Origin of the sequence: Methylobacterium nodulans ORS 2060 (genome assembly GCF_000022085.1) — a bacterium.
Classification (GTDB): Bacteria; Pseudomonadota; Alphaproteobacteria; order Rhizobiales; family Beijerinckiaceae; genus Methylobacterium; species Methylobacterium nodulans.
Genome location: NC_011894.1, coordinates 573441 through 591901, shown reverse-complemented (window position 1 = coordinate 591901; position 18461 = coordinate 573441). Strand labels below are relative to the sequence as shown.

18 protein-coding genes are annotated in these 18461 nt (G+C 70.5%); 11 read left to right on the top strand and 7 right to left on the bottom strand.

Translation table 11 applies throughout. The features are described from left to right. Positions 1–419 precede the first annotated feature (419 nt). The 4 genes from MNOD_RS02575 to MNOD_RS02560 all read left to right on the top strand — a co-directional run bounded on the left by MNOD_RS02575 (position 420) and on the right by MNOD_RS02560 (position 2721). Positions 420–839 (top strand): hypothetical protein, encoded by a 420-nt coding sequence (locus MNOD_RS02575; protein WP_015927275.1) that lies wholly within the window; start codon positions 420–422, stop codon positions 837–839. A 326-nt stretch (positions 840–1165) separates the two neighbouring features. Beyond that, positions 1166–1693, top strand: a complete 528-nt coding sequence (locus MNOD_RS02570; RefSeq protein WP_015927274.1) for a DUF421 domain-containing protein — start codon at positions 1166–1168, stop codon at positions 1691–1693. A gap of 332 nt (positions 1694–2025) precedes the next feature. Beyond that, positions 2026–2310, top strand: coding sequence for a hypothetical protein (locus MNOD_RS02565; RefSeq protein ID WP_015927273.1), 285 nt, complete (start codon positions 2026–2028; stop codon positions 2308–2310). Positions 2311–2457: 147 nt separating this feature from the next. Continuing rightward, a complete protein-coding gene (locus tag MNOD_RS02560; RefSeq protein WP_015927272.1) occupies positions 2458–2721 on the top strand; it encodes a hypothetical protein in 264 nt (87 codons plus the stop codon). A gap of 65 nt (positions 2722–2786) precedes the next feature. Here the strand turns inward: MNOD_RS02560 and MNOD_RS02555 are convergent, their stop codons facing one another. Then, positions 2787–3335 (bottom strand): regulatory protein RecX, encoded by a 549-nt coding sequence (locus tag MNOD_RS02555; RefSeq protein ID WP_244424646.1) that lies wholly within the window; start codon positions 3333–3335, stop codon positions 2787–2789. 87 nt (positions 3336–3422) lie between these two features. Here MNOD_RS02555 and MNOD_RS02550 point away from each other — a divergent pair, with 87 nt between their 5' ends. Continuing rightward, positions 3423–4814, top strand: a complete 1392-nt coding sequence (locus tag MNOD_RS02550) for a TAXI family TRAP transporter solute-binding subunit (RefSeq protein WP_015927270.1) — start codon at positions 3423–3425, stop codon at positions 4812–4814. Positions 4815–4846: 32 nt separating this feature from the next. On the opposite strand, the gene MNOD_RS02545 is transcribed toward MNOD_RS02550, so the two are convergent. Then, complete coding sequence (locus MNOD_RS02545; protein WP_015927269.1) at positions 4847–6265, bottom strand: FAD-binding oxidoreductase; 1419 nt, start codon at positions 6263–6265, stop codon at positions 4847–4849. Between the two features lie 258 nt (positions 6266–6523). On the opposite strand from MNOD_RS02545, the gene MNOD_RS02540 reads away from it, so the two are divergent. Beyond that, positions 6524–7078: a thioesterase family protein gene (locus tag MNOD_RS02540; protein ID WP_015927268.1), complete on the top strand. Its 555-nt coding sequence runs from the start codon at positions 6524–6526 to the stop codon at positions 7076–7078. Positions 7079–7160: 82 nt separating this feature from the next. On the opposite strand, the gene MNOD_RS02535 is transcribed toward MNOD_RS02540, so the two are convergent. The 4 genes from MNOD_RS02535 to MNOD_RS02520 all read right to left on the bottom strand — a co-directional run bounded on the left by MNOD_RS02535 (position 7161) and on the right by MNOD_RS02520 (position 12769). Beyond that, a complete protein-coding gene (locus MNOD_RS02535; RefSeq protein WP_015927267.1) occupies positions 7161–8264 on the bottom strand; it encodes a microcin C ABC transporter permease YejB in 1104 nt (367 codons plus the stop codon). 4 nt (positions 8265–8268) lie between these two features. After that, positions 8269–10149, bottom strand: coding sequence for an extracellular solute-binding protein (locus MNOD_RS02530; RefSeq protein WP_015927266.1), 1881 nt, complete (start codon positions 10147–10149; stop codon positions 8269–8271). Continuing rightward, on the bottom strand, positions 10146–11999 hold the full coding sequence (locus MNOD_RS02525) for an extracellular solute-binding protein (protein WP_015927265.1): 1854 nt from the start codon (positions 11997–11999) through the stop codon (positions 10146–10148). The genes MNOD_RS02530 and MNOD_RS02525 overlap by 4 nt, the downstream gene beginning before the upstream one ends. Before the next feature lie 227 nt (positions 12000–12226). Continuing rightward, positions 12227–12769, bottom strand: coding sequence for a c-type cytochrome (locus tag MNOD_RS02520; protein ID WP_015927264.1), 543 nt, complete (start codon positions 12767–12769; stop codon positions 12227–12229). 307 nt (positions 12770–13076) lie between these two features. On the opposite strand from MNOD_RS02520, the gene MNOD_RS02515 reads away from it, so the two are divergent. The 4 genes from MNOD_RS02515 to MNOD_RS02500 all read left to right on the top strand — a co-directional run bounded on the left by MNOD_RS02515 (position 13077) and on the right by MNOD_RS02500 (position 16186). Further along, positions 13077–13820, top strand: a complete 744-nt coding sequence (locus tag MNOD_RS02515) for a 3-deoxy-manno-octulosonate cytidylyltransferase (protein ID WP_015927263.1) — start codon at positions 13077–13079, stop codon at positions 13818–13820. A gap of 127 nt (positions 13821–13947) precedes the next feature. Next, complete coding sequence (locus tag MNOD_RS02510) at positions 13948–14802, top strand: prephenate dehydratase (protein WP_015927262.1); 855 nt, start codon at positions 13948–13950, stop codon at positions 14800–14802. 119 nt (positions 14803–14921) lie between these two features. Then, a complete protein-coding gene (locus MNOD_RS02505; RefSeq protein ID WP_043750187.1) occupies positions 14922–15329 on the top strand; it encodes a cytidine deaminase in 408 nt (135 codons plus the stop codon). After that, positions 15326–16186 carry a purine-nucleoside phosphorylase gene (locus MNOD_RS02500; protein ID WP_015927260.1) on the top strand — a complete coding sequence of 287 codons (861 nt, stop codon included), beginning with the start codon at positions 15326–15328 and terminating at the stop codon, positions 16184–16186. The genes MNOD_RS02505 and MNOD_RS02500 overlap by 4 nt, the downstream gene beginning before the upstream one ends. A 401-nt stretch (positions 16187–16587) precedes the next feature. Here the strand turns inward: MNOD_RS02500 and MNOD_RS02495 are convergent, their stop codons facing one another. Further along, positions 16588–17475 carry an MBL fold metallo-hydrolase gene (locus MNOD_RS02495; RefSeq protein WP_015927259.1) on the bottom strand — a complete coding sequence of 296 codons (888 nt, stop codon included), beginning with the start codon at positions 17473–17475 and terminating at the stop codon, positions 16588–16590. A gap of 278 nt (positions 17476–17753) precedes the next feature. Between MNOD_RS02495 and MNOD_RS02490 the strand changes: the two genes are divergently transcribed. Further along, positions 17754–18443 carry a hypothetical protein gene (locus MNOD_RS02490; protein ID WP_157091364.1) on the top strand — a complete coding sequence of 230 codons (690 nt, stop codon included), beginning with the start codon at positions 17754–17756 and terminating at the stop codon, positions 18441–18443. Positions 18444–18461 lie beyond the last annotated feature (18 nt).

Here is an 18461-nt window from a genome sequence, read left to right as displayed (position 1 = left end):
GGAGGGGCTGAGGCTGCTCGGACGGTGCGTCGGGCATCGCGTGGCTGGCGGCGCGCAGGGGGATGGCGGAATCGTCGCGGCGGGTGCGCATCGCCGCGCTCGCCCGAAACGGCTGGACGCTCTCGGCCGCGATGAATCCCGGCGTGCTTCAGCCGGTCGCGCGCGGCGACCGCGATCAGCCGCGACGGCAACCCTCCGGTCCGCCCAGGCCCTTCGACGCGATCCACGAACGATCTTCGGAGCGCAGGGGATCGTTGCTCCGGCCGAACCCTCACAAGCCGTGCCGTTCCGGGGACGCTTGCGCCCTGCTGCTCAGGTTTTCCTGCGTGCTCTGGTCAGAGCGTGAGATCATCCTAGACTATTCGCCGGCGGTTGGCCGGCGAGTTTTGCCCATATGGCCGCCGAGAACGGAGGATCCGATGCCGATCGACCTTCCTCGCGAGCCTTTTCCTCCGGCGGTCCCGTTCACCAGCAGGCTAAAACTCTTCGCCACCGACATGCGCCTGGGGGTGACCGGCTGGCGGTTGGACCAAGCCCGGAGGCGGCGTGATCACCGCGGCCTGTTGCGTCATCTGGAGGTCTGGACGACCCTGCAGGACCGCCGCGCGGTCTATCTGGGCCAGCGCCTGCCCCTCGCAGCCGACAGGGCCCGCGACGAGACCTGCCGCCGTATCCGTGGGATCGTGCACCGGATCGACCGGGAGACCCGTCGCCTTGAATGGGCCACGGGCCGGATGCAGCGGGCCTACCTGGCGCAGGATCAGCGGGCCTTCAGCCACGCCGAGCTGCTGGGCCAGCTCGCCTGCCAGCGGCTTCAGAGGCTATGGACCTCCCTGTAGGCCGTCATCCCCGCTCCCGGCATCAGCCAGCCGCAGGTGATGGGCGGGCATTCGGCGCGGCATCGCCGCGGCTGAGACAGGCCGACGATCGGCAGCGGGCGCCGGCTCAGGGCCGCCTGCACGGGCGGAGCGATCCTGGCGGCGGGGCCTCCCGGAGGAACTGCGCTGCCGTGACGGGCCGAACCACCGGGCCCGCTCCCCGATCTTCCATTGCGCCTGATCCCCATAGCGGCCGGTGGCCGGACACGACGGCACTCCCCGGCACGCGAGGACCGGCTCATCGGAGGAGGTGATCGGAGCGGCACCCGCCGCGCAAGGAGGATGGTATGCCTGACTGGCGAGCCCTGTTCGTGCCGGAGCATTCCCTGGTGGAAATCGCCCTGCGCGGCACCATCATGTACCTCGCCCTCTTCGTCATCCTGCGCTTCGTGATGCAGCGCCAGGCCGGAGCGGTCGGCCTGGCGGACCTGCTGGTGATCGTTCTGATCGCGGACGTATCGCAGAACGCCTTCTCCAACGAGTACAAGTCGCTCACGGAAGGTGTGCTGCTCGTCCTGACCATCGTGGGCTGGAATTACGGCATCGATTGGCTCGGCTACCGGTTCCCGGCCTTCGAGCGCTTCATCACGCCGCGACGATTGCCGCTGGTCGTCGATGGCGAGATCTGCTGGAGGAACATGCGCCGGGAAATGATCACGCATGCGGAGCTGATGAGCCAGCTCCGGCAGCAGGGCATCGAGGATCCCGCCATGGTGCGGATTGCATCCATCGAGGGCGACGGACGCATCAGCGTGATCCGGCGCGACGACGATGACACGGGGAGGGACGGGGACAAGCGCCGGGAGGTGGCGTGAGGCCGGACTCCCACGCCTTCGAGGCGTCGGATGTCCGGACGGAGAACCGGTTCGGCGCAGGAGAGCGCGACACCGCAGGAACTCGCGAGCGGTGCGGCGGATCGGGCCGGCGACGAAGGGCCGATCCGGGAGGCGACCGCATCCCGAGACGAGCCTGGACCGTGACCGTCGGCCACAGGGCCTTGGCGGAAGGGCGTCATCGGACCTTATCGCAAGGGGCGCATGCTGCGGCCATCTCCCGGGACGGCCGATGTGCGCTGTTGCACCGACCGCTGCGACGGCCGCATGCCCCGTTCCCGGTCTCGCGATCGGCCAGTTCAGGTGAGGTGAGAATGAGCTCTGTCATCGCCACCCTCGTGGCGCAGGCGATCCGGCATCAGGATGGCCAGCTCCGCACCCCGTACGGGATCGAGGCCCGTGACGCGGAGGATCTCGCGCGCGCCGCGATCGGAGCCTACGGGGACGCGCTCGCGGCGGCGGGGCTGGCGATCGTGCCGCTCGCGGCTGCCGAGCGGGCGAGGGGTCAGGAGAGCCGGGACGGCCGGCAGGTGGGGGGCCGCGAGATCCTGAAGGCGCGGCTGCGCCCCTACCGCTCTGTCGGGGGCCGCAGGCTATAGACCCTGCGGCAGCGGGCCGGGCGGGCGTGTGTCGCGGCGAGCGACGTCCACGCAATTCTGCTGAAACGCGCATCGGGCAGGTCCTGGGCCGGCCGGCGCACCGCGAGGGCCTCGCGGGGCGGCCGGCGGCATCACGCAGGAGAGCCGATGACTGGGAGCGAGCGCCCGACGCTGGGCGAGCTGTTCAGGATCAAGGCGGTGACGGACCACGACCTCAGCGCGGCCGTGGCGGCCTATTTCGCCGACCCGACACCGGGGCCGCGCGAGATCGCGCGCGGCATCAGGATCGACGTCGCCGCGGCCGTCGCGGCACATGATTGGGCCAGGCGCATCGTGGAGGACGAGGCGATAATCGAGCGGGCCCGCCGCAATGCGGTCAGGACCGCGATCCTCCACGCTAGGCCCATGTGAGCAGGCGCATGTGAACAGGCGCATGTGAACAAGACCCCTGTGAGCGCGGCCGGCCGCCGGGGGCGCTACTCCCTGTCGGGCGCAGCGGCTCCGGTCTCGCCCTCGCCGTCGATCACCCGCCGCGCGAGCGAGGGGGCGAAGCCCGCCCGGGCCATCGCGGCCAGATCCCGCATTCGCGCCTCCGCCCGCTCCTCCGCCCGGCGCCAGGGGCCGAGGCGGCGGCGGCGGGCATAGGCCCGGGCCGCGGCGGCCTCGTCGTCCTCCCCCCTGTCGGCCTCGTGCGCGGCGAGGGCCGCCTGCACGGTCTCGCGATCGACGCCCTTCGCCGCGAGCTTCGCGTGGATCGCCCGGGCCGAGCCGCCGCGGCGGCGTAAGGTGCGGACCTTGGCATCGGCGAAGATCGTGTCGTCCACGAGGCCGGCCCGGCCTGCCTTCGCGACCACCGCCTCCACCAGGGCGGCGAAATCGGCCGGATCCTCGCCGCGCAGGCGGCAGCGCCCGGCGACCCGGCGCAGCAGCACGCGCCGCAGCATGTCGGTCGAGGCGCCGTAGCGCTCCAGATAGGCGAGGGCCGCCCGCTCCAGAGAGGCCGCGCTGATCGGAAGCGCCGTCATTCCGCCATGCCGGTCGGCATCCTCGTGCGCCGCAGGGATCGCGGAGGCGTCTTCAATGGTTTTGACCCGCATCCGGTGTGAGGAGTGATGCCGACGATTCTCCACAGGCGCGATACCCTTCTGCTGACCGGCGGGCTCCTGCTCCTCGCGCTCGCCGCCCTCGTGCTCGTGCTCACGCGGCCGACGACCCTCCGGGTGGCGGTGGGCCCGCGCGACGGGGTCGAGGCCCGGCTGATCGAGGCCTACGCGGAGGCTCTCGCCCGCGGCCAGGAGGATATACGCCTGAAGGTCGTCCCGTTCGACGACGTGCGCGACAGCGCCGCGGCGCTGCAGGCGGGTCAGGCCGATCTCGCGGTGGTGCGTCCCGACGTGCGGCTGCCCGAGAACGGCCTCACCCTCGCGGTGCTGCAGGACGAGGCGCTGGTGGTCGCCGCGCCCGCCGCCGCCGGCATCACCGCCTTTCACGAACTCACGGGCAAGCGCCTCGGCCTCGTCGCCCATCACGGGGCCGACCAGCCCTTCGTGACGAGCCTGCTGACCTACTACGACCTCGCGCAGGCGCCGGCCGAGCGGGCCGGGGCGCCCGGGACGGTGACCCTGGTGCCGCTGCGGGCGGAGGAGATCACCGCCGCACTGACGAGCGGCCGGATCGACGCGGTTGCGGTGATCGCCGCCCCCTCGTCCCGCCGGGCGGGGCATGTGGTCCGGGCCGTGGAGGCCGCGGCGCCCGACCGGAGCGCCGTCCTGGTGGCGATCCCGGACGGCGAGGCCATCATCCAGCGCCTGCCCGAGCTCCAGGCCATGACGATCCCGGCCGGCACCTTCGGCGGGCGGCCCAAGCGGCCCGAGGAGGAGGTGCGCACGGTCGGCGCCTCCTACCGGCTGATGGCCCGCGCTTCCCTCGACCGCGACACCGCCGCGCGGGTCACCCAGCACCTGTTCGAGCTGCGCTCGCGGCTCGCCGCCCGCACCACCACCGCCAACCTGATGAAGGCGCCGGACTTCGACAGCTCCGTCGCCGCGACCAGCGCCCGGCTGCCGAACCATCCGGGCGCGGTCGACTATTTCGAGCGCGAGCAGCAGACCTTCCTGCAGCGCTACGAGGATTGGATCTACCTCGTGGCCTTCTTCGGCGGCGGGCTCGGCTCCGCGGGGGCCTGGCTCGGGCAGCGCTTCGCCCGCGAGAAGCGCGCGCGCATCGACGCGGTGCTCGACCGCCTCCTCTCGATCCTGTCGGAGGCCCGCACGGCCCCGGACGCGGCCACCCTCGATGCGCTCGCCATCGAGATCGACGGCCTCGTGGTCGACGTGGTGGGCCATGCCCGCTCGCATGCCACCGACATCCGCACCATGAGCGCGCTCATTCTTGCAGTGGATGCCGCCCGCGCCGCGGTGGCGGATTGCCGGCGGGCCCGGGACGACGGGAGCGCGCGGGAGCGCATCGCGCGGGTGCTGACGCTTCACGCGCCCGGTGCCTGAGGGGCGCCCGGCCGCGCCCTGGAGCCGGCGTCTCAGACCGCCAGCACCTTGCCCGGATTCATGATGTTGTCCGGATCGATGGTGCGCTTGAGGCTGCGCATCAGCTCGAGCGCGGCCGAGCCGTGCTCGATCTCCATGAAGCGCATCTTCTTCTGGCCGATGCCGTGCTCGCCCGTGCAGGTGCCCTCCATGGCGATGGCCCGCGCGACGAGGCGCTCGATGAAGGCGGTGACGCGGGCGATCTCGTCGGGATCGTCCATCATCACGAGCGGCGAGGTGTGGAAGTTGCCATCCCCCACATGGCCCGCGATCGGCGCGACGATGCCGCTCGCGACGATGTCGCGCTTGGTCTCGTCCACGCATTCGGCCAGCCGCGAGATCGGCACGCAGACATCCGTGGCGATCACCTTGGCGCCCGGGCGCATCCCGCTCGCCGCCCAGTAGACGTCGTGGCGGGCCTGCCAGAGGCGCGAGCGCTCCTCGGCCTTCGTCGCCCATTCGTAGGGGCCGCCGCCGAACTCCGCGGTGATCTCGCCGAAGCGCTCCGCCTGCTCGGCGACCCCGGCCTCCGAGCCGTGGAACTCCACCAGGAGCAGCGGCGTCTCGGGCAGGGTGAGCTTCGAATGGGCGTTGCAGGCCGCGACCTGGACCTCGTCGAGGAGCTCGATCCGCGCCACCGGCAGGCCGGACTGGATCGTCATGATCACCGCATCGCAGGCCGCCTTGATGGTCGGGAACGGGCAGATGCCGGCCGAGATCGCCTCCGGAATCCCAGAGAGCCGCAGGGTCAGCTCGGTGATGATGCCGAGCGTCCCCTCCGAGCCGACGAGGAGCCGCGTCAGGTCGTAGCCCGCCGAGCTCTTGCGCGCCCGCGAGCCGGTGCGGACGATCTCGCCGCTCGGGAGCACCGCGGTCAGCGCCAGCACGTTGTCCTTCATGGTCCCGTAGCGCACCGCATTGGTGCCCGAGGCCCGCGTCGCCGCCATGCCGCCCAGGGAGGCGTCGGCGCCGGGATCGATGGGGAAGAACAGCCCCTGGTCGCGCAGATGCTCGTTCAGCGCCTTGCGGGTCACGCCCGGCTGCACCACGCAGTCGAGATCCTCCGCATGGACGGCGAGCACCCGGTTCATCTGCGAGAGGTCGACCGACACGCCGCCGAAGGGGGCATTCACGTGGCCCTCGAGCGAGGTGCCGGTGCCGAAGGCGACCACCGGCATCCGGTGCGCGGCGCAGATCCGCACGATCTCCTGCACCTCCTCGGTGCTCTGCGCGAAGACCACCGCGTCCGGCGGCTGGTTCGGCACCCAGGTCAGGGTGCTCCCGTGCTGCTCACGCACGGCCTGCGAGGTGACGAGGCGGTTGCCGAATCGGGCGGCAAGCGCGGCGGTCACCGCCGCCACCGTCTCCTGGCTCGGGCGCTCGCGCAGCGGGGCGGGACTGGGTGCATTCATGATCATCGGGCCTCCCGGCGCGGCCGGCTCGCCCGGCTCGTGTCGTCACGCCGTCTACGCATCCTTCATCCTCCTGTCACACTGCTTGCGGCGTAATGTCGCGGGTGCTGATATGTTGTGCAAAAATCACAGTCAAGCCTCTGTAAATCGCCCTTGTGGCGCATCGCCCCCCTTCCTGGGGGGTAGACCTATCGGACGAGCATGTTACGCCGGACCGCGGAATCCAGAGATCCCGCCGCGCTTGCCAGGGAGTCCGCCATGGCACACGAGCGAACCGCATCGGTGTTCTTCTTCGCCCCCTTCGTCTCATCGACGATGGCGGTCGAGCCGGACTGGATCGACTACAATGGCCATCTGAACATGGCCTATTATCACGTGTTGTTCGACCGCGCGGTCGATGAAGCCTTCGGCATCGTCGGATTGGGGCCGGACTACGTGGTGGAGCGTCAGGCAAGTTACTTTGCCGCCGAAGTCCATGTGCGGTACCGGCGAGAGTTGACGCGTGACGATCGCGTGCGGGTGACGCTGCAGTTGATCGACTTCGACGAGAAGCGGCTGCACTTCTATTCCGAGATCCGCCACGCGCAGGACGGCTGGGTCGCGGCCTCGTCCGAGAACATGTCGCTCCACGTCGATGCGACGACGCGGCGGGTGTCGTCCTTCCCGGACGATATCATGGCGAATCTCGCCGTGATGAAGGCCAGCCACGCACGCCTACCGCGGCCGGACGATCTCGGCCGCGTGATGAGCATCCCGTGCCGCGGGCGCGGCCAGAACGGGCCGGTCGCCCTGACGGCCGGCACGCGGCACTGAGTCTCTCTCTCCGATCCGGGCCGGCAGGATCAGGCGCGGGATCCTCTCCCCCGGTGCCGCATCGCGCAGGCCGCCGGACCCCTCAGGCCGCCCGGCTCTCGAAGTCGATCCGCGGGTCGATCCAGCTGTAGGTGAGGTCCGAGATCAGGTTCACCACCAGCCCGAGCAGCGAGAAGATGTAGAGGTTCGCGAACACGACCGGGTAGTCGCGGTTCACGATCGACTCGAAGGAGAGGAGGCCGAGCCCGTCCAGGGAGAAGATGGTCTCGATCAGGAGCGAGCCGGCGAAGAAGGCCGAGATGAAGGCGCCCGGAAAGCCCGCCACCACGATCAGCATGGCGTTGCGGAAGACGTGCCCATAGAGCACTTGTCGCTCGGACAGACCCTTCATGCGCGCGGTGAGCACGTATTGCTTGCGGATCTCATCGAGGAAGGAGTTCTTGGTGAGCAGCGTCGAGGTGGCGAAGGCGCCGAGCGCCATCGACAGGATCGGCAGCGTGATGTGCCAGAGGTAATCCGTCACCTTCTGCCAGAGCGGGAAGCTCTGCCAGCCCTCGCTGGTGAGGCCCCGCAGCGGGAAGATCTGCAGGAAGGAGCCGCCTGAGAACAGCACGATCAAGAGGATCGCGAACAGGAAGCCCGGAATCGCGTAGCCCACGATCACGACCCCCGAGGTCCAGACGTCGAAGGGCGAGCCGTCCCGCACCGCCTTGCGGATGCCGAGCGGGATCGAGACCGCGTAGGAGATCAGCGTCATCCACAGGCCCAGCGTGATCGAGACCGGCAGCTTCTCGCGGATGAGCTGCAGCACCGAGACATCGCGGAAATAGCTCTTGCCGAAGTCGAAGCGGGCGTAGTCCCAGATCATCTTGGCGAAGCGCTCGTGGGCCGGCTTGTCGAAGCCGAACTGCTGCTCCAGGCGCTTGATGAAGGCGGGATCGAGCCCCTGCGCGCCGCGGTAGCGGGAATTCGTCTCGCCGCCGCCGCGCGGTCCGGATGCCGGCGCGCCGAGGTCGCCCGAACTGCCCGAGACGCGCGACATCGCGGTGTTCTGGCCCTGGAGCTGGGCAAGCACGCGCTCCACGGGGCCGCCCGGCGCGAATTGGACGATCACGAAGGAGATCAGCATGATCCCCAGGATGGTCGGGATCATCAGGAGCAGGCGGCGGAGGATGTAGTTCGCCATCGCGTCACCCGCGTCCGATCCGCCGCGCCCGGGCGGCGTCGTGCCACCAGATCGCCGGGGCGCCGAGGCCGTATTTCGGCAGCTCCGCCGGGCGGCCATAGATGTCCCAGAGGGCGAGCCGGTGCGAGGCGGAGTACCACATCGGCACCCAGTAGCGCCCCGCCCGCAGGCAGCGGTCGAGGGCCCGGCAGGCCACGGTCAGCTCCGCCCGCGTCGCCGCGGTGGCGACGCGGTCGAGCAGCGCGTCGACCGCCGGATCGGCGATCCCGGCGAGGTTCTGGGAGCCGGGCGTCGCGGCGCTGCGGCTGCCATAGACCTCCCGCAGGCCCGCGCCCGGCGTCAGCGAGCCGCCGAAACGGGCCGACACCACGTCGAAGTCGAAATCCTTGAGCCGCGCCTGGTACTGGGCCGGATCGACGATCCGCGACGTCGCCCGGATGCCCAGAAGCCCGAGATTCTTGATGAAGGGCTGCACCAGCGGCTGGAAGACCGGGTTCGAATCGAGGAACTCGAAGGCGAGGGGCTGCCCGTCCGGCAGCCTGAGCTGGCCGCCGTCGCGGGTGCAGCCGGCCTCGCGCAGGAGCGCATCGGCACGGCGCAGCAGCGCCCGGTCCTGGCCCGACCCGTCCGAACGGGGAGGGGACCAGGGCGGGCCGAACACCTCGTCCGGCACCCGGCCCCGGAAGGGTTCGAGCAGCGCCAGCTCCTCGGGCCCGGGCGGGCCCTCCGCCTTCAGGTCCGAATTCTCGAAGAACGACGCCGTGCGGCGATAGGCGCCGTACATCAGGTTCTGGTTCGACCACTCGAAGTCGAAGGCGAGGCCGATCGCCTCGCGGATCCGCGGATCCTTGAAGATCGGCCGGCGGGTGTTGAACCACCAGCCTTGCGTCCCCGACGGGGTGGCGTCCGGTACGGTCTCGCGCTTGACCCGGCCCTCCTGGGCGGCCGGGAAGTCGTAGCCCGTGGCCCAGACCCGCGAGGTGAATTCCTCCCGCCAGGTGAAGGCCCCGGCCTTGAACGCCTCGAAGGCGACGTCGCGATCGCGAAAATACTCGAAGCGGATCTCGTCGAAGTTGTTCTGGCCGACATTCACCGGCAGGTCGGCGCCCCAATAGTCGCGCACCCGTTCGAAGGCGATGAAACGCCCGACCTCGAACCGCGCCACCTGATAGGGGCCCGAGCCGAGCGGCGCCTCCAGCGTCGAGGCCTCGAAGTCGTGTCCGCCGTAATAGGCTTCCGAGAAGATCGGCAGTTCGGCCACGATGAGCGGCAGGTCGCGGCTGCGCCCGGCCGCGAAGGTGACGCTGACCGCCTCGTCGCCCTCCGCGACCGCGTCGGCCACGTCCCGCAGCACCTGCGAGATCCGCGGGTGGCCCTTCTCCTTGAGGGTCCTGATCGAGAAGGCGACGTCCCGGGCGGTCAGGCGCGAGCCGTCGTGGAAGCGCGCCTGCGGGCGAAGCGCGAAGCGGTAGGTGAGCCCGTCCGGGCTCACCCGGACCGAGCGGGCGACGAGGCCGTAGAGCGCGTCGGGCTCGTCGAGGGCCCGGGTCATCAGGCTGTCGAAGGTGAGGTCCATGCCGGCCGCACCGTCGCCCTTCAGCACGTAGATGTTGAGCGTGTTGAAGGTCTCGAAGGCTTGGTTGCCGGTGGTGGTGGCGATCTGCGCCGAGAAGGTGCCGCCGCGCGGCGCCATCGGCTCGACATAGTCGAAGCGCTGGAAGTCGCGGGGGTATTTCAGCTCGCCGAAGCTCGACAGGCCGTGGCGCTCGTCCGCCTGGGCGTCGGGCGCCTGGGGGCCCGATTGGGCGCGCGGTGGGCGGGGGAGGGCCCCCGCGAGGGCGGCGCCGGCCGCGAGGCTCAAGAGCGTGCGGCGGGTCGCGCTCATCGCGCCACCCCCGTCCTGGCGGCGAGCGCCTGGTCGTACCACCATGTCCAGGGGAAGCCGGAGCCCCCGTATTGCGGCAGGGTGGCGGGGCGGCTGAAGCGGTTCCAGCGCAGGGTGCGGGTGACCCCGGCCGCCCATTGCGGCACCACGTAGTCGTGGGCGAGGAGCACGCGGTCGAGCGCCCGCGTCGCGGCGACGAGCTCCGCCCGATCGCTCGCGAAGATCACCTTGTCGATGAGGGCGTCGACGCCCGCATCCTTGATGCCCGCGAGGTTGCGCGAGCCCGGCCGGTCGGCGGCGGCCGAGCCCCAGAAGTCGCGCTGCTCGTTGCCGGGCGAGAGCGACTCAGGCCAGGAATTCAGCGCCAGCGCGTCGAAGTCGAAGCTGCGCACCAGGTTCTGGTACTGGGCCGGATCGACGATGCGCAGGGACACCCTGATGCCGAGGCGCTCCAATTGCTGCTTGTAGGGCAGCACGATCCGCTCGGCCGAGTTGTCGTAGCCGAGGAACTCGACGGTGAGCGGCTGGCCCGTCGCCGCCTCGACCATCTGCCCGTTGCGCTGCGTATAGCCCGCCGCCTGGAGGAGGCGCACCGCCTCGCGCAGGTTGGCGCGCTGCGCCTCGGGGCTGCCGCCCACGGGATTGCGGTAGGGCTCGGTGAAGACTTGGGCCGGGATCTTGTCCTTCACGCTCTCCAGGATCTCGCGCTCGCGCCCTTCCGGCAGGCCGGAGGAGGCGAGTTCGGTGCCGAAGAAGTAGGAATCGATCCGCTTGTAGAGCCCGTAGAACAGGGTGCGGTTCATCTCCTCGAAATCGAAGGCGAGGTTGAACGCCCGGCGCACCCGCGCATCGGCGAATTTCTGGCGGCGCATGTTGAAGGTGAAGCACTGCATGATGCCGCTGCCGCGGGAGGGGAATTCCTCCTTGAGGATCCGGCCCTCCCGGACGGCCGGAAAGCCGTCATAGGCGGTGGCCCAGTTGCGGGCGATGTTCTCGGTGCGCCAGTCGAACTGGTCGGCCTTGAAGGCCTCGATCAGCACGGTCGCGTCGCGATAGTACTCGTTGCGCAGCGTGTCGAAGTTGTAGCGGCCCTTGTTCACCGGGATGTCGCGGCCCCAATAGTCGGGCACCCGCTCGTACGTGATGGTGCGCCCGGCCTCGACCCGCGCCACCCGGTAGGGGCCGGAGCCGAGGGGGATCTCGAGGCTGGTCTCGGTCGGGTTGCGCGGGCGGCCATTCGCGTCCTTGCCCTCCCACCAGTGCTTGGGCAGGACGGGCATCTGGCCGACGATCTGCGGCAGCTCCCGGTTGCCGCTCTCCGAGAAGGTGAAGCGCACCTCGCGCTCGCCCACCGCCTCGGCCTTGGCCACGTTGTGGTAGTAGAAGGCGTATTGCGGGCTGTTCTCCTTCAGCACGCCGAAGGAGAAGACCACGTCGGCGGGCGTCACCGGCGCGCCGTCATGCCACTTGGCCTGCGGGCGCAGGCGGTAGGTGACGCTGCCGAGATCCTCGGCCACCTGCACGCTCTCGGCGAGCAGCCCATAGGAGGTGAAGGGCTCGTCGCCCGCCTCCGTCGTCAGTGTGTCGTAGATGATCGGGATCTCGCTCTCGAGGTCGCCCTTCACCCCCGCGACGACGAGGTTCAGGTTGTCGAAGGATCCCTGGAAGCCGAGCCGCAGCAGGCCGCCCTTGGGCGCCTCCGGGTTGGCATAGGCGAAATGCGTGAAGTCGGCCGGGTATTTCGGCGTGCCGAGCAGCGAGAGGCCATGGCGCCAGGGCGCTTCCGCGGCAGTGGCGGGGAGCGCCGTGAGGCAAACGAGAGCGAGCGCGGCGAGGCGGCGGGCGATCACGCGGGGGGATCCTCCGGCTGGGCGCCCGGCCGGATGGGCCGGGCCGTCGTGGGGTCGCCCCTGTTCTTAAGTCCCGTGATCCCCCCGCGCCACCCGCCCCAAGCAGGTCGCAAGCGCGCAGGTCTCAGGCGCGCAGGTCCCCGCCCGCCCGGGATCCCGCGCTTCGCCTTCCGAAACGCGAAAGGCCGGGCGGGAGCCCGGCCTTTCGTCCCGCATCCCGCGCCCGGTCAGGGCTTGGGGAAGTCCACCGGCTTGTCCGAGAGCGTCTTCAGGTAGGCCAGGATGTCGGCGCGCTCGGCGCCCGAGGGCACGCCCGCGAAGGCCATGATCGTGCCCGACACGAAGCCCTTCGGCGCGTGGATGAAATGGTCGAGGTCGTCATAGGACCAATCGCCGCCCTTGGCCTTCATGGCGGCCGAGTAGTTGAAGCCCTCGTGGCTGCCCTTCGGCCGGCCGACGATGCCCCAGAGGTTCGGGCCGACCTTGTTCGGGCCGCCCTTGTCGAAGCTGTGGCAGGCGGCGCACTTCTTGGCGGCCGACTGGCCCTTGGCCGCATCCGCGCTCGCGAGGCGCACCGGCAGGGGCTCCTCCTTGGCGGCTTCGGCGGCCCCCCCGCCGGCCGGCTCCTCCTGGGCCGCGGGCAGCGGGTAGCCGTGATCCCCCGCGGGCTTCGGCTTGTAGATCAGCTCGGCGAGGAAGCCCGTGCCCATCGCGAACAACAGCGTGCCGAGCACGGCACCGGCGACCTTGTTAAGCTCGAAGGAATCCATGTCTCGGCAGCTCCGGTGCTCGAACGAGCAGGGCCTCGTAGGCGGTTGGGGGTAGTCGGGACGGCCGCATCAGGGCCGCGCGCACGGGAACAACACGGGCGGGTGCTTAGCCGTTCTCCTGCGGCGTTGACAATGGCTTGCGGCAATGTCGGTTGGTCGCAGAGGGAGCGGCATGTGGAGAGCGCCCCCGGTGCGGCGGGCCGCCGCCGTCCCGCCGCGCGCGGCGGCGGTGGCGGGATTGGCCGAAAATGCTCTATGGAGCGGCTCGAACAGCCGGCCAGTCCTCGCGCCCCAGACCCGATCGACCATGTCCGATCCCCTGATCCTGATCCCCGCCCGCCTCGGCGCCACACGCCTGCCGGACAAGCCGCTGGCGGATATCTGCGGCGAGCCGATGATCGTGCATGTCTGGCGCCGCGCCATCGCGGCCGGCCTCGGCCCCGTGGTGGTCTGCACCGATGCGCCGACGGTCGTGGCGGCGGTGGAGGCGGTCGGGGGGCTCGCGGTGCTGACGCGGCCCGACCATCCTTCCGGCTCCGATCGCCTCGCCGAGGCCCTCGGCATCATCGACCCCGAGGGCCGCCACGACGTGGTGGTGAACCTGCAGGGCGACCTGCCGACGATCGATCCCGGCATCGTCGCGGCCGCCGTGACGCCGCTCGCCGACAGGGCGGTGGACATCGCCACCCTCTGCGCGGTGATCACCCGCGACGAGGAGCGGACCGAGCCGAGCGTGGTCAAGCTCGTGGGCTCGCCGATCACGCCGACCCGGCTGCGCGCCCTCTACTTCACCCGCGCCACCGCCCCCTGGGGCGAGGGGCCGCTCTACCACCATATCGGCCTCTACGCCTATCGTCGCCGGGCCCTGGAGCGCTTCGTCTCCTTGAGCCCGAGCGTGCTGGAGCGGCGCGAGAAGCTCGAGCAGCTGCGGGCCCTCGAAGCCGGCATGCGGATCGATGCGGTGGTGGTCGACGACGTGCCGCTCGGCGTCGACACCCCCCACGACCTCGACCGCGCCCGCGCCGTGATGGCGGCGCGGCGCCTCAACTGATACGGTTTCCGAACCGATCGGTTCGGAAACCGTATCACCAAGCCCGCGCGGCGATTGAGCGAAGCCGAAATCCGCATTGCGAAGCAATCATCCGGATTTCGTATGACGGAAGGCCTTCTCCCTCCCCATGACCAGGACGATCTCCTACCAGGGCGAGCCCGGCGCGAACTCGCACATCATCTGCGCCGAGGCCTATCCGGACTGGACGCCGCTGCCCTGCGCCACCTTCGAGGATGCGCTGACCGCGGTCTCGGACGGCACCGCCGATCTCGGCATGATCCCGATCGAGAATTCCATCGCGGGCCGCGTGGCGGACATCCATCACCTGCTGCCGGCCTCCGGCCTGCACATCGTCGGCGAGCAGTTCCTGCCGATCCACTTCCAGCTGATGGCGCTGCCGGGCGCCGACCCGGAGAAGATCCGCACGGTCTACAGCCACGTCCACGCCCTCGGCCAGTGCCGCAAGGTGATCCGCCGCCGCGGGCTGAAGGCCGTGGTGGCCGCCGACACGGCGGGCGCCGCCCGCGAGGTGGCGCTGAGCGGCGACCCGACCCGCGCCAGCCTCTCGCCGCGGCTCGCCGCCGAGATCTACGGACTGAGCATCATCGAGGAGGACGTGGAGGACGAGGCCCACAACACCACCCGCTTCGTGGTGCTCGCCCGCGAGCCGTCACCGCCCCCGCCCGAAAGCGGGCCGACCGTGACGAGCTTCGTGTTCCGGGTCCGCAACCTGCCGGCCGCGCTCTACAAGGCGCTCGGGGGCTTCGCGACGAACGGCGTCAACATGACGAAGCTCGAGAGCTACATGGTCGAGGGCCAGTTCACCGCGACGCAGTTCTACGCCGAGGTGGACGGCCATCCCGAGGAGGCGCCCCTGCGCCGCGCCCTCGACGAGCTCTCCTTCTTCTCCCGCGAGCTGCGCATCATCGGCACCTATCCGGCTCACCCCTTCCGCGAGAGCACGCGGCTCGTCGCCGAGTGAGCGCGGCGCCTCCGGCGCCGGGACCATCCCGGATTGCGGCGCGACGACGGGCCGGGGGCTCGACAGCCCGCCCCGGTCCCGGGCAATCATCGGGCCGTATGCCGACCGTGCCGGACCGCATGAGCCCGATCGACGCCCTGTTCTCCGCCGCCCTGGCCGTGCAGGCCCGCGCCCACGCGCCCTATTCGGGCTTCCGCGTGGGGGCGGCGGTGCTGGACGAGACGGGCGCCGTCCATGCCGGCTGCAACGTCGAGAACGCGGCCTACCCGGTCGGCACCTGCGCGGAGGCGGGCGCCATCGCCGCCATGGTGGCGGGCGGAGGACGGCGCATCGCCGCCATCCTCGTCCTCGGCGACGGCGAGGCGCTGGTCACGCCCTGCGGCGCCTGCCGCCAGCGCATCCGCGAATTCGCCGCTCCGGATGCACCGGTCCACGTGGCGGGGCCCGAGGGCTTACGCCGCAGCTTTACCCTCGATGCGTTGCTGCCGGTGTCGTTCGGCCCCGACAATCTCGGGGTCGGCGCATGAGCCGAGGTGCGGACCCGAGCGCAGCCGGGGCCGCCGCGGATCCGCGCGTCGGGCAAGCCGTGGCGCGCCTGCGGGCGGGCGGCTTCGGCGGCCCCTTCGCGCTCGCCGTCGTGGCCGGCACCGGCCTCGGGCCGCTTGCGGCGCGCATCGAGGCGCCCCGGATCCTGCCCTACGCGGAGATCCCGCACTTCCCGGTCTCGGGGGTCTCGGGTCATGCCGGGCAGCTGGTGGCGGGCGATCTCGGCGGCCGGCCCGTGCTGCTGTTCCAGGGCCGGGCGCACGCTTACGAGCAGGGCGATGCCGCGGCCATGCGGGTTCCCCTCGGTGTCCTGGCGGCCCTCGGCGCACCGCCGCTCCTCCTCACCAACGCGGCGGGCTCCCTGCGCCACGAAGCCGGCCCCGGCCGACTTGCGCTCATCACCGACCACCTCAACCTGTCGGGGCTCAACCCGCTCATCGGCGAACACTCGGAGGCGCGCTTCGTGCCGATGGTCGACGCCTATGATCCCGGTCTGCGGAAAAGCCTGCACGGGGCCGCCGCGGCGGCTGACCTCGTGCTCCACGAGGGCGTCTATGCGTGGTTCTTGGGCCCGAGCTTCGAGACGCCGGCGGAGATCCGCATGGCGGGCCGGCTCGGGGCCGATCTCGTCGGCATGTCGACGGTGCCGGAGGTGATCCTGGCGCGGTTCTTCGGCCTGCGGGTCGCCGCCCTGTCGATCGTGACCAACTACGCCGCGGGCTTCGACGGCGGCGCGCCGCACCACGCCGAGACGAAGCGCGTCGCTGCCGCGGCCGCCGAGGATGTCGGCCGGCTCCTCGCCGTGTGGCTCGCGAGCGGAGGTCCGGGAGAGGGGTAGCCCGGTTCTCCGTCCAGACATCCGACAAATCCGAACGGATCCTTCGCAGACCGGATCACAGGGTCTCCGCCCCCCCCCGCTCCCTCTTTCCGGGCCCGTTCGGGCCTGCACGACTGCAGCGTCAGCGGAAGGAGATCCGGAAACCAGCATGAGGACTCGCCGCGCAGCGGCTCAATATTCCGGCAACGGCGCTGCAAAGCGGTCGCTTCGCGGCTCCTTGTGCTGGGTCCCGGGTCGCATTCCGCTGACGCTGCATGCGCCCGGGACAGGGAGAGCGGGCGACGGGAGGCCGGGCGAGACCACGGTCTCCGAATGCTCCGCTGGGAGACCGTCTCTGGGCCAGCCGCCACCGGGAAAGGGCCCGGGATCGACCGCGTGGCCGATCCCCCTGCGCCGCAGCCTCAGGCGCGCCGATAGGCCGATCCGTCCTCGGCCCGCGCGGGCGTCTCCACGTAGCGGCCGTCGCGGGGCACCGCCACGATGACGAAATCGCGCGCCAGCGCGTCGAGCCCCTCCCGCAGGCCGGGCCCCCTGAGCGGGCGCCCGTGCCCGGTGATGGCGGTCTCGGGCCGCAGCCGCGCCAGCGCCTCGACGGAACCGTGCGCCGCCTCCCAGTCGAGCGTCAGGTAGCGGGGCGGCCCGTGCAGCTCCGGCTCCTGCAGCGCGACCGCATAGACGGATTCCTGCGCCGTGGTGACGAAGGCATCGCCCGCCACCAGCAGCCGGTCGACCGGCCGCCAGAAGGAGACATGGCCGACCGAATGGCCGGGCGTGTGCAGCCAGCGCCAGCCCGGCAGGGGCGGCACGCTGCCGTCCTGCGGCAGCAGGTGCAGGCGCTCGCCGACATCGACGGGCTTCGTCGGGAAGAGCGGCGAGATCAGGGAGAACAGCCCGCCGCCCACCCGCGGATCCGGCCGCGGATAGGAGGCGCTGCCGTCGAGATAGGGCTTCTCCAGCGGGTGCGCCCAGACCGGCGCATCCCAGGCCATCGCAAGATCCTCCAGCACCCCGACATGATCGAAATGGCCGTGGGTCAGCAGGATCGCGGAGGGCCGCGCGCCCTCGCCGAACCGGGCGGTCGCCGCCCGCTCGATCGCGGTCCGGGAACCCAGGATGCCCGCATCGATCAGCACCCAGCCGCGGTCGCCGGCCCCGGGCGGCCCGACGAAGATCACGTTCACGAGGGTGAGGCGCTGATAGGCGACGTCCGGCGCGATGGCGTGGGTGCCGTCCGGACCGGCCGGGCCGTCGGCCCGCGCCTCGGGGGAAATCGGGATCTGCTGCGCCATGCCGGCCCCTCCCAGTCGGGTGTGCGGGTCAATGCGCCCTGGCAGGAGGGGGTTCCTGGCCGGCTGGGGTTTGTCCGACACCGAATCTCCGTCCGGACATCCGATGGATCGATGCCCTCAAGTCCGTCGGGCACCTCTCGGAGAGCCCGAGTGTCCCGTCTTACAAAAGGGAAATGTGCGTCTGCCGTAATGTACGTGTAACGGGCGGCGATCATGGGCTTCGCGAACTCGCATGGCGACAAAGCAGGCAAGCATGCCCTGGCCCAGCGGAGCAGACCGTGCGGGACAACAACTCAGGAATGACCTTAATGCTGGCCTGGCGTAATCAGGCAAAGCGCGGCGCGTTGAGTTCATTCGCGTCCTCTCTCTGCCAAATCAAGCAGCGGAACAATCCCGTGGGCACTATTCGCCATTCTGTTTCGGCCGTTCTCATTTCCGCGTTGGCGGCTTGCGGGTACGTGCCGGTCACGTCCATGCTGAAGCTCTCGGCGATCGACTTCCGTGTGACAGATCCACGAGCATTGCGTGCAGCGGTGGAGCTGCCGAAAGCCATGTTGCCTCGTCGCGTTGTGCTTCGCTTCATCGGCCGGATCAATAACGGCCCTGACCAGACGGAAGAATTCGACCTTGAGGAGATCAACGATCCGACCGTCGCCGATGTCGGTAGCGTCAAGGCGGACCGGAGAATTTCGGCCTATCGATTGACGAGTGCCGATGCGAATCGCCTCACAGCCTTCAGATCATCCCTGTTCCGACAGAAGGCGGAGCAAGGAGGGAGGGGCGAGGTGAACCTGGAAGTCCGCACTGAGGGCTGCCGTGCGGGGCCATTTGCCAGCGGACCTGTTCTGGCCACGACCTACATAAAGACCTCCGAGACCGGCACTTACGTCCCGCTGATGCGTAACTTCGATCTCCGTACAATCGATCCCAAGCGAGACCTCGTCGAAACGGCGCCACAATGCCAGTGATCCGGTGCTTGGGTTTGC

Excerpts from the sequence above, each read along its gene's own strand:
- MNOD_RS02575 (WP_015927275.1), top strand. The coding sequence starts at position 420 with ATGCCGATCGACCTTCCTCGCGAGCCTTTTCCTCCGGCGGTCCCGTTC.
- MNOD_RS02570 (WP_015927274.1), top strand. The coding sequence starts at position 1,166 with ATGCCTGACTGGCGAGCCCTGTTCGTGCCGGAGCATTCCCTGGTGGAA.
- MNOD_RS02565 (WP_015927273.1), top strand. The coding sequence starts at position 2,026 with ATGAGCTCTGTCATCGCCACCCTCGTGGCGCAGGCGATCCGGCATCAG.
- MNOD_RS02560 (WP_015927272.1), top strand. The coding sequence starts at position 2,458 with ATGACTGGGAGCGAGCGCCCGACGCTGGGCGAGCTGTTCAGGATCAAG.
- MNOD_RS02555 (WP_244424646.1), bottom strand. The coding sequence starts at position 3,335 with ATGACGGCGCTTCCGATCAGCGCGGCCTCTCTGGAGCGGGCGGCCCTC.
- MNOD_RS02550 (WP_015927270.1), top strand. The coding sequence starts at position 3,423 with ATGCCGACGATTCTCCACAGGCGCGATACCCTTCTGCTGACCGGCGGG.
- MNOD_RS02545 (WP_015927269.1), bottom strand. The coding sequence starts at position 6,265 with ATGAATGCACCCAGTCCCGCCCCGCTGCGCGAGCGCCCGAGCCAGGAG.
- MNOD_RS02540 (WP_015927268.1), top strand. The coding sequence starts at position 6,524 with ATGGCACACGAGCGAACCGCATCGGTGTTCTTCTTCGCCCCCTTCGTC.
- MNOD_RS02535 (WP_015927267.1), bottom strand. The coding sequence starts at position 8,264 with ATGGCGAACTACATCCTCCGCCGCCTGCTCCTGATGATCCCGACCATC.
- MNOD_RS02530 (WP_015927266.1), bottom strand. The coding sequence starts at position 10,149 with ATGAGCGCGACCCGCCGCACGCTCTTGAGCCTCGCGGCCGGCGCCGCC.
- MNOD_RS02520 (WP_015927264.1), bottom strand. The coding sequence starts at position 12,769 with ATGGATTCCTTCGAGCTTAACAAGGTCGCCGGTGCCGTGCTCGGCACG.
- MNOD_RS02515 (WP_015927263.1), top strand. The coding sequence starts at position 13,077 with ATGTCCGATCCCCTGATCCTGATCCCCGCCCGCCTCGGCGCCACACGC.
- MNOD_RS02510 (WP_015927262.1), top strand. The coding sequence starts at position 13,948 with ATGACCAGGACGATCTCCTACCAGGGCGAGCCCGGCGCGAACTCGCAC.
- MNOD_RS02505 (WP_043750187.1), top strand. The coding sequence starts at position 14,922 with ATGAGCCCGATCGACGCCCTGTTCTCCGCCGCCCTGGCCGTGCAGGCC.
- MNOD_RS02500 (WP_015927260.1), top strand. The coding sequence starts at position 15,326 with ATGAGCCGAGGTGCGGACCCGAGCGCAGCCGGGGCCGCCGCGGATCCG.
- MNOD_RS02495 (WP_015927259.1), bottom strand. The coding sequence starts at position 17,475 with ATGGCGCAGCAGATCCCGATTTCCCCCGAGGCGCGGGCCGACGGCCCG.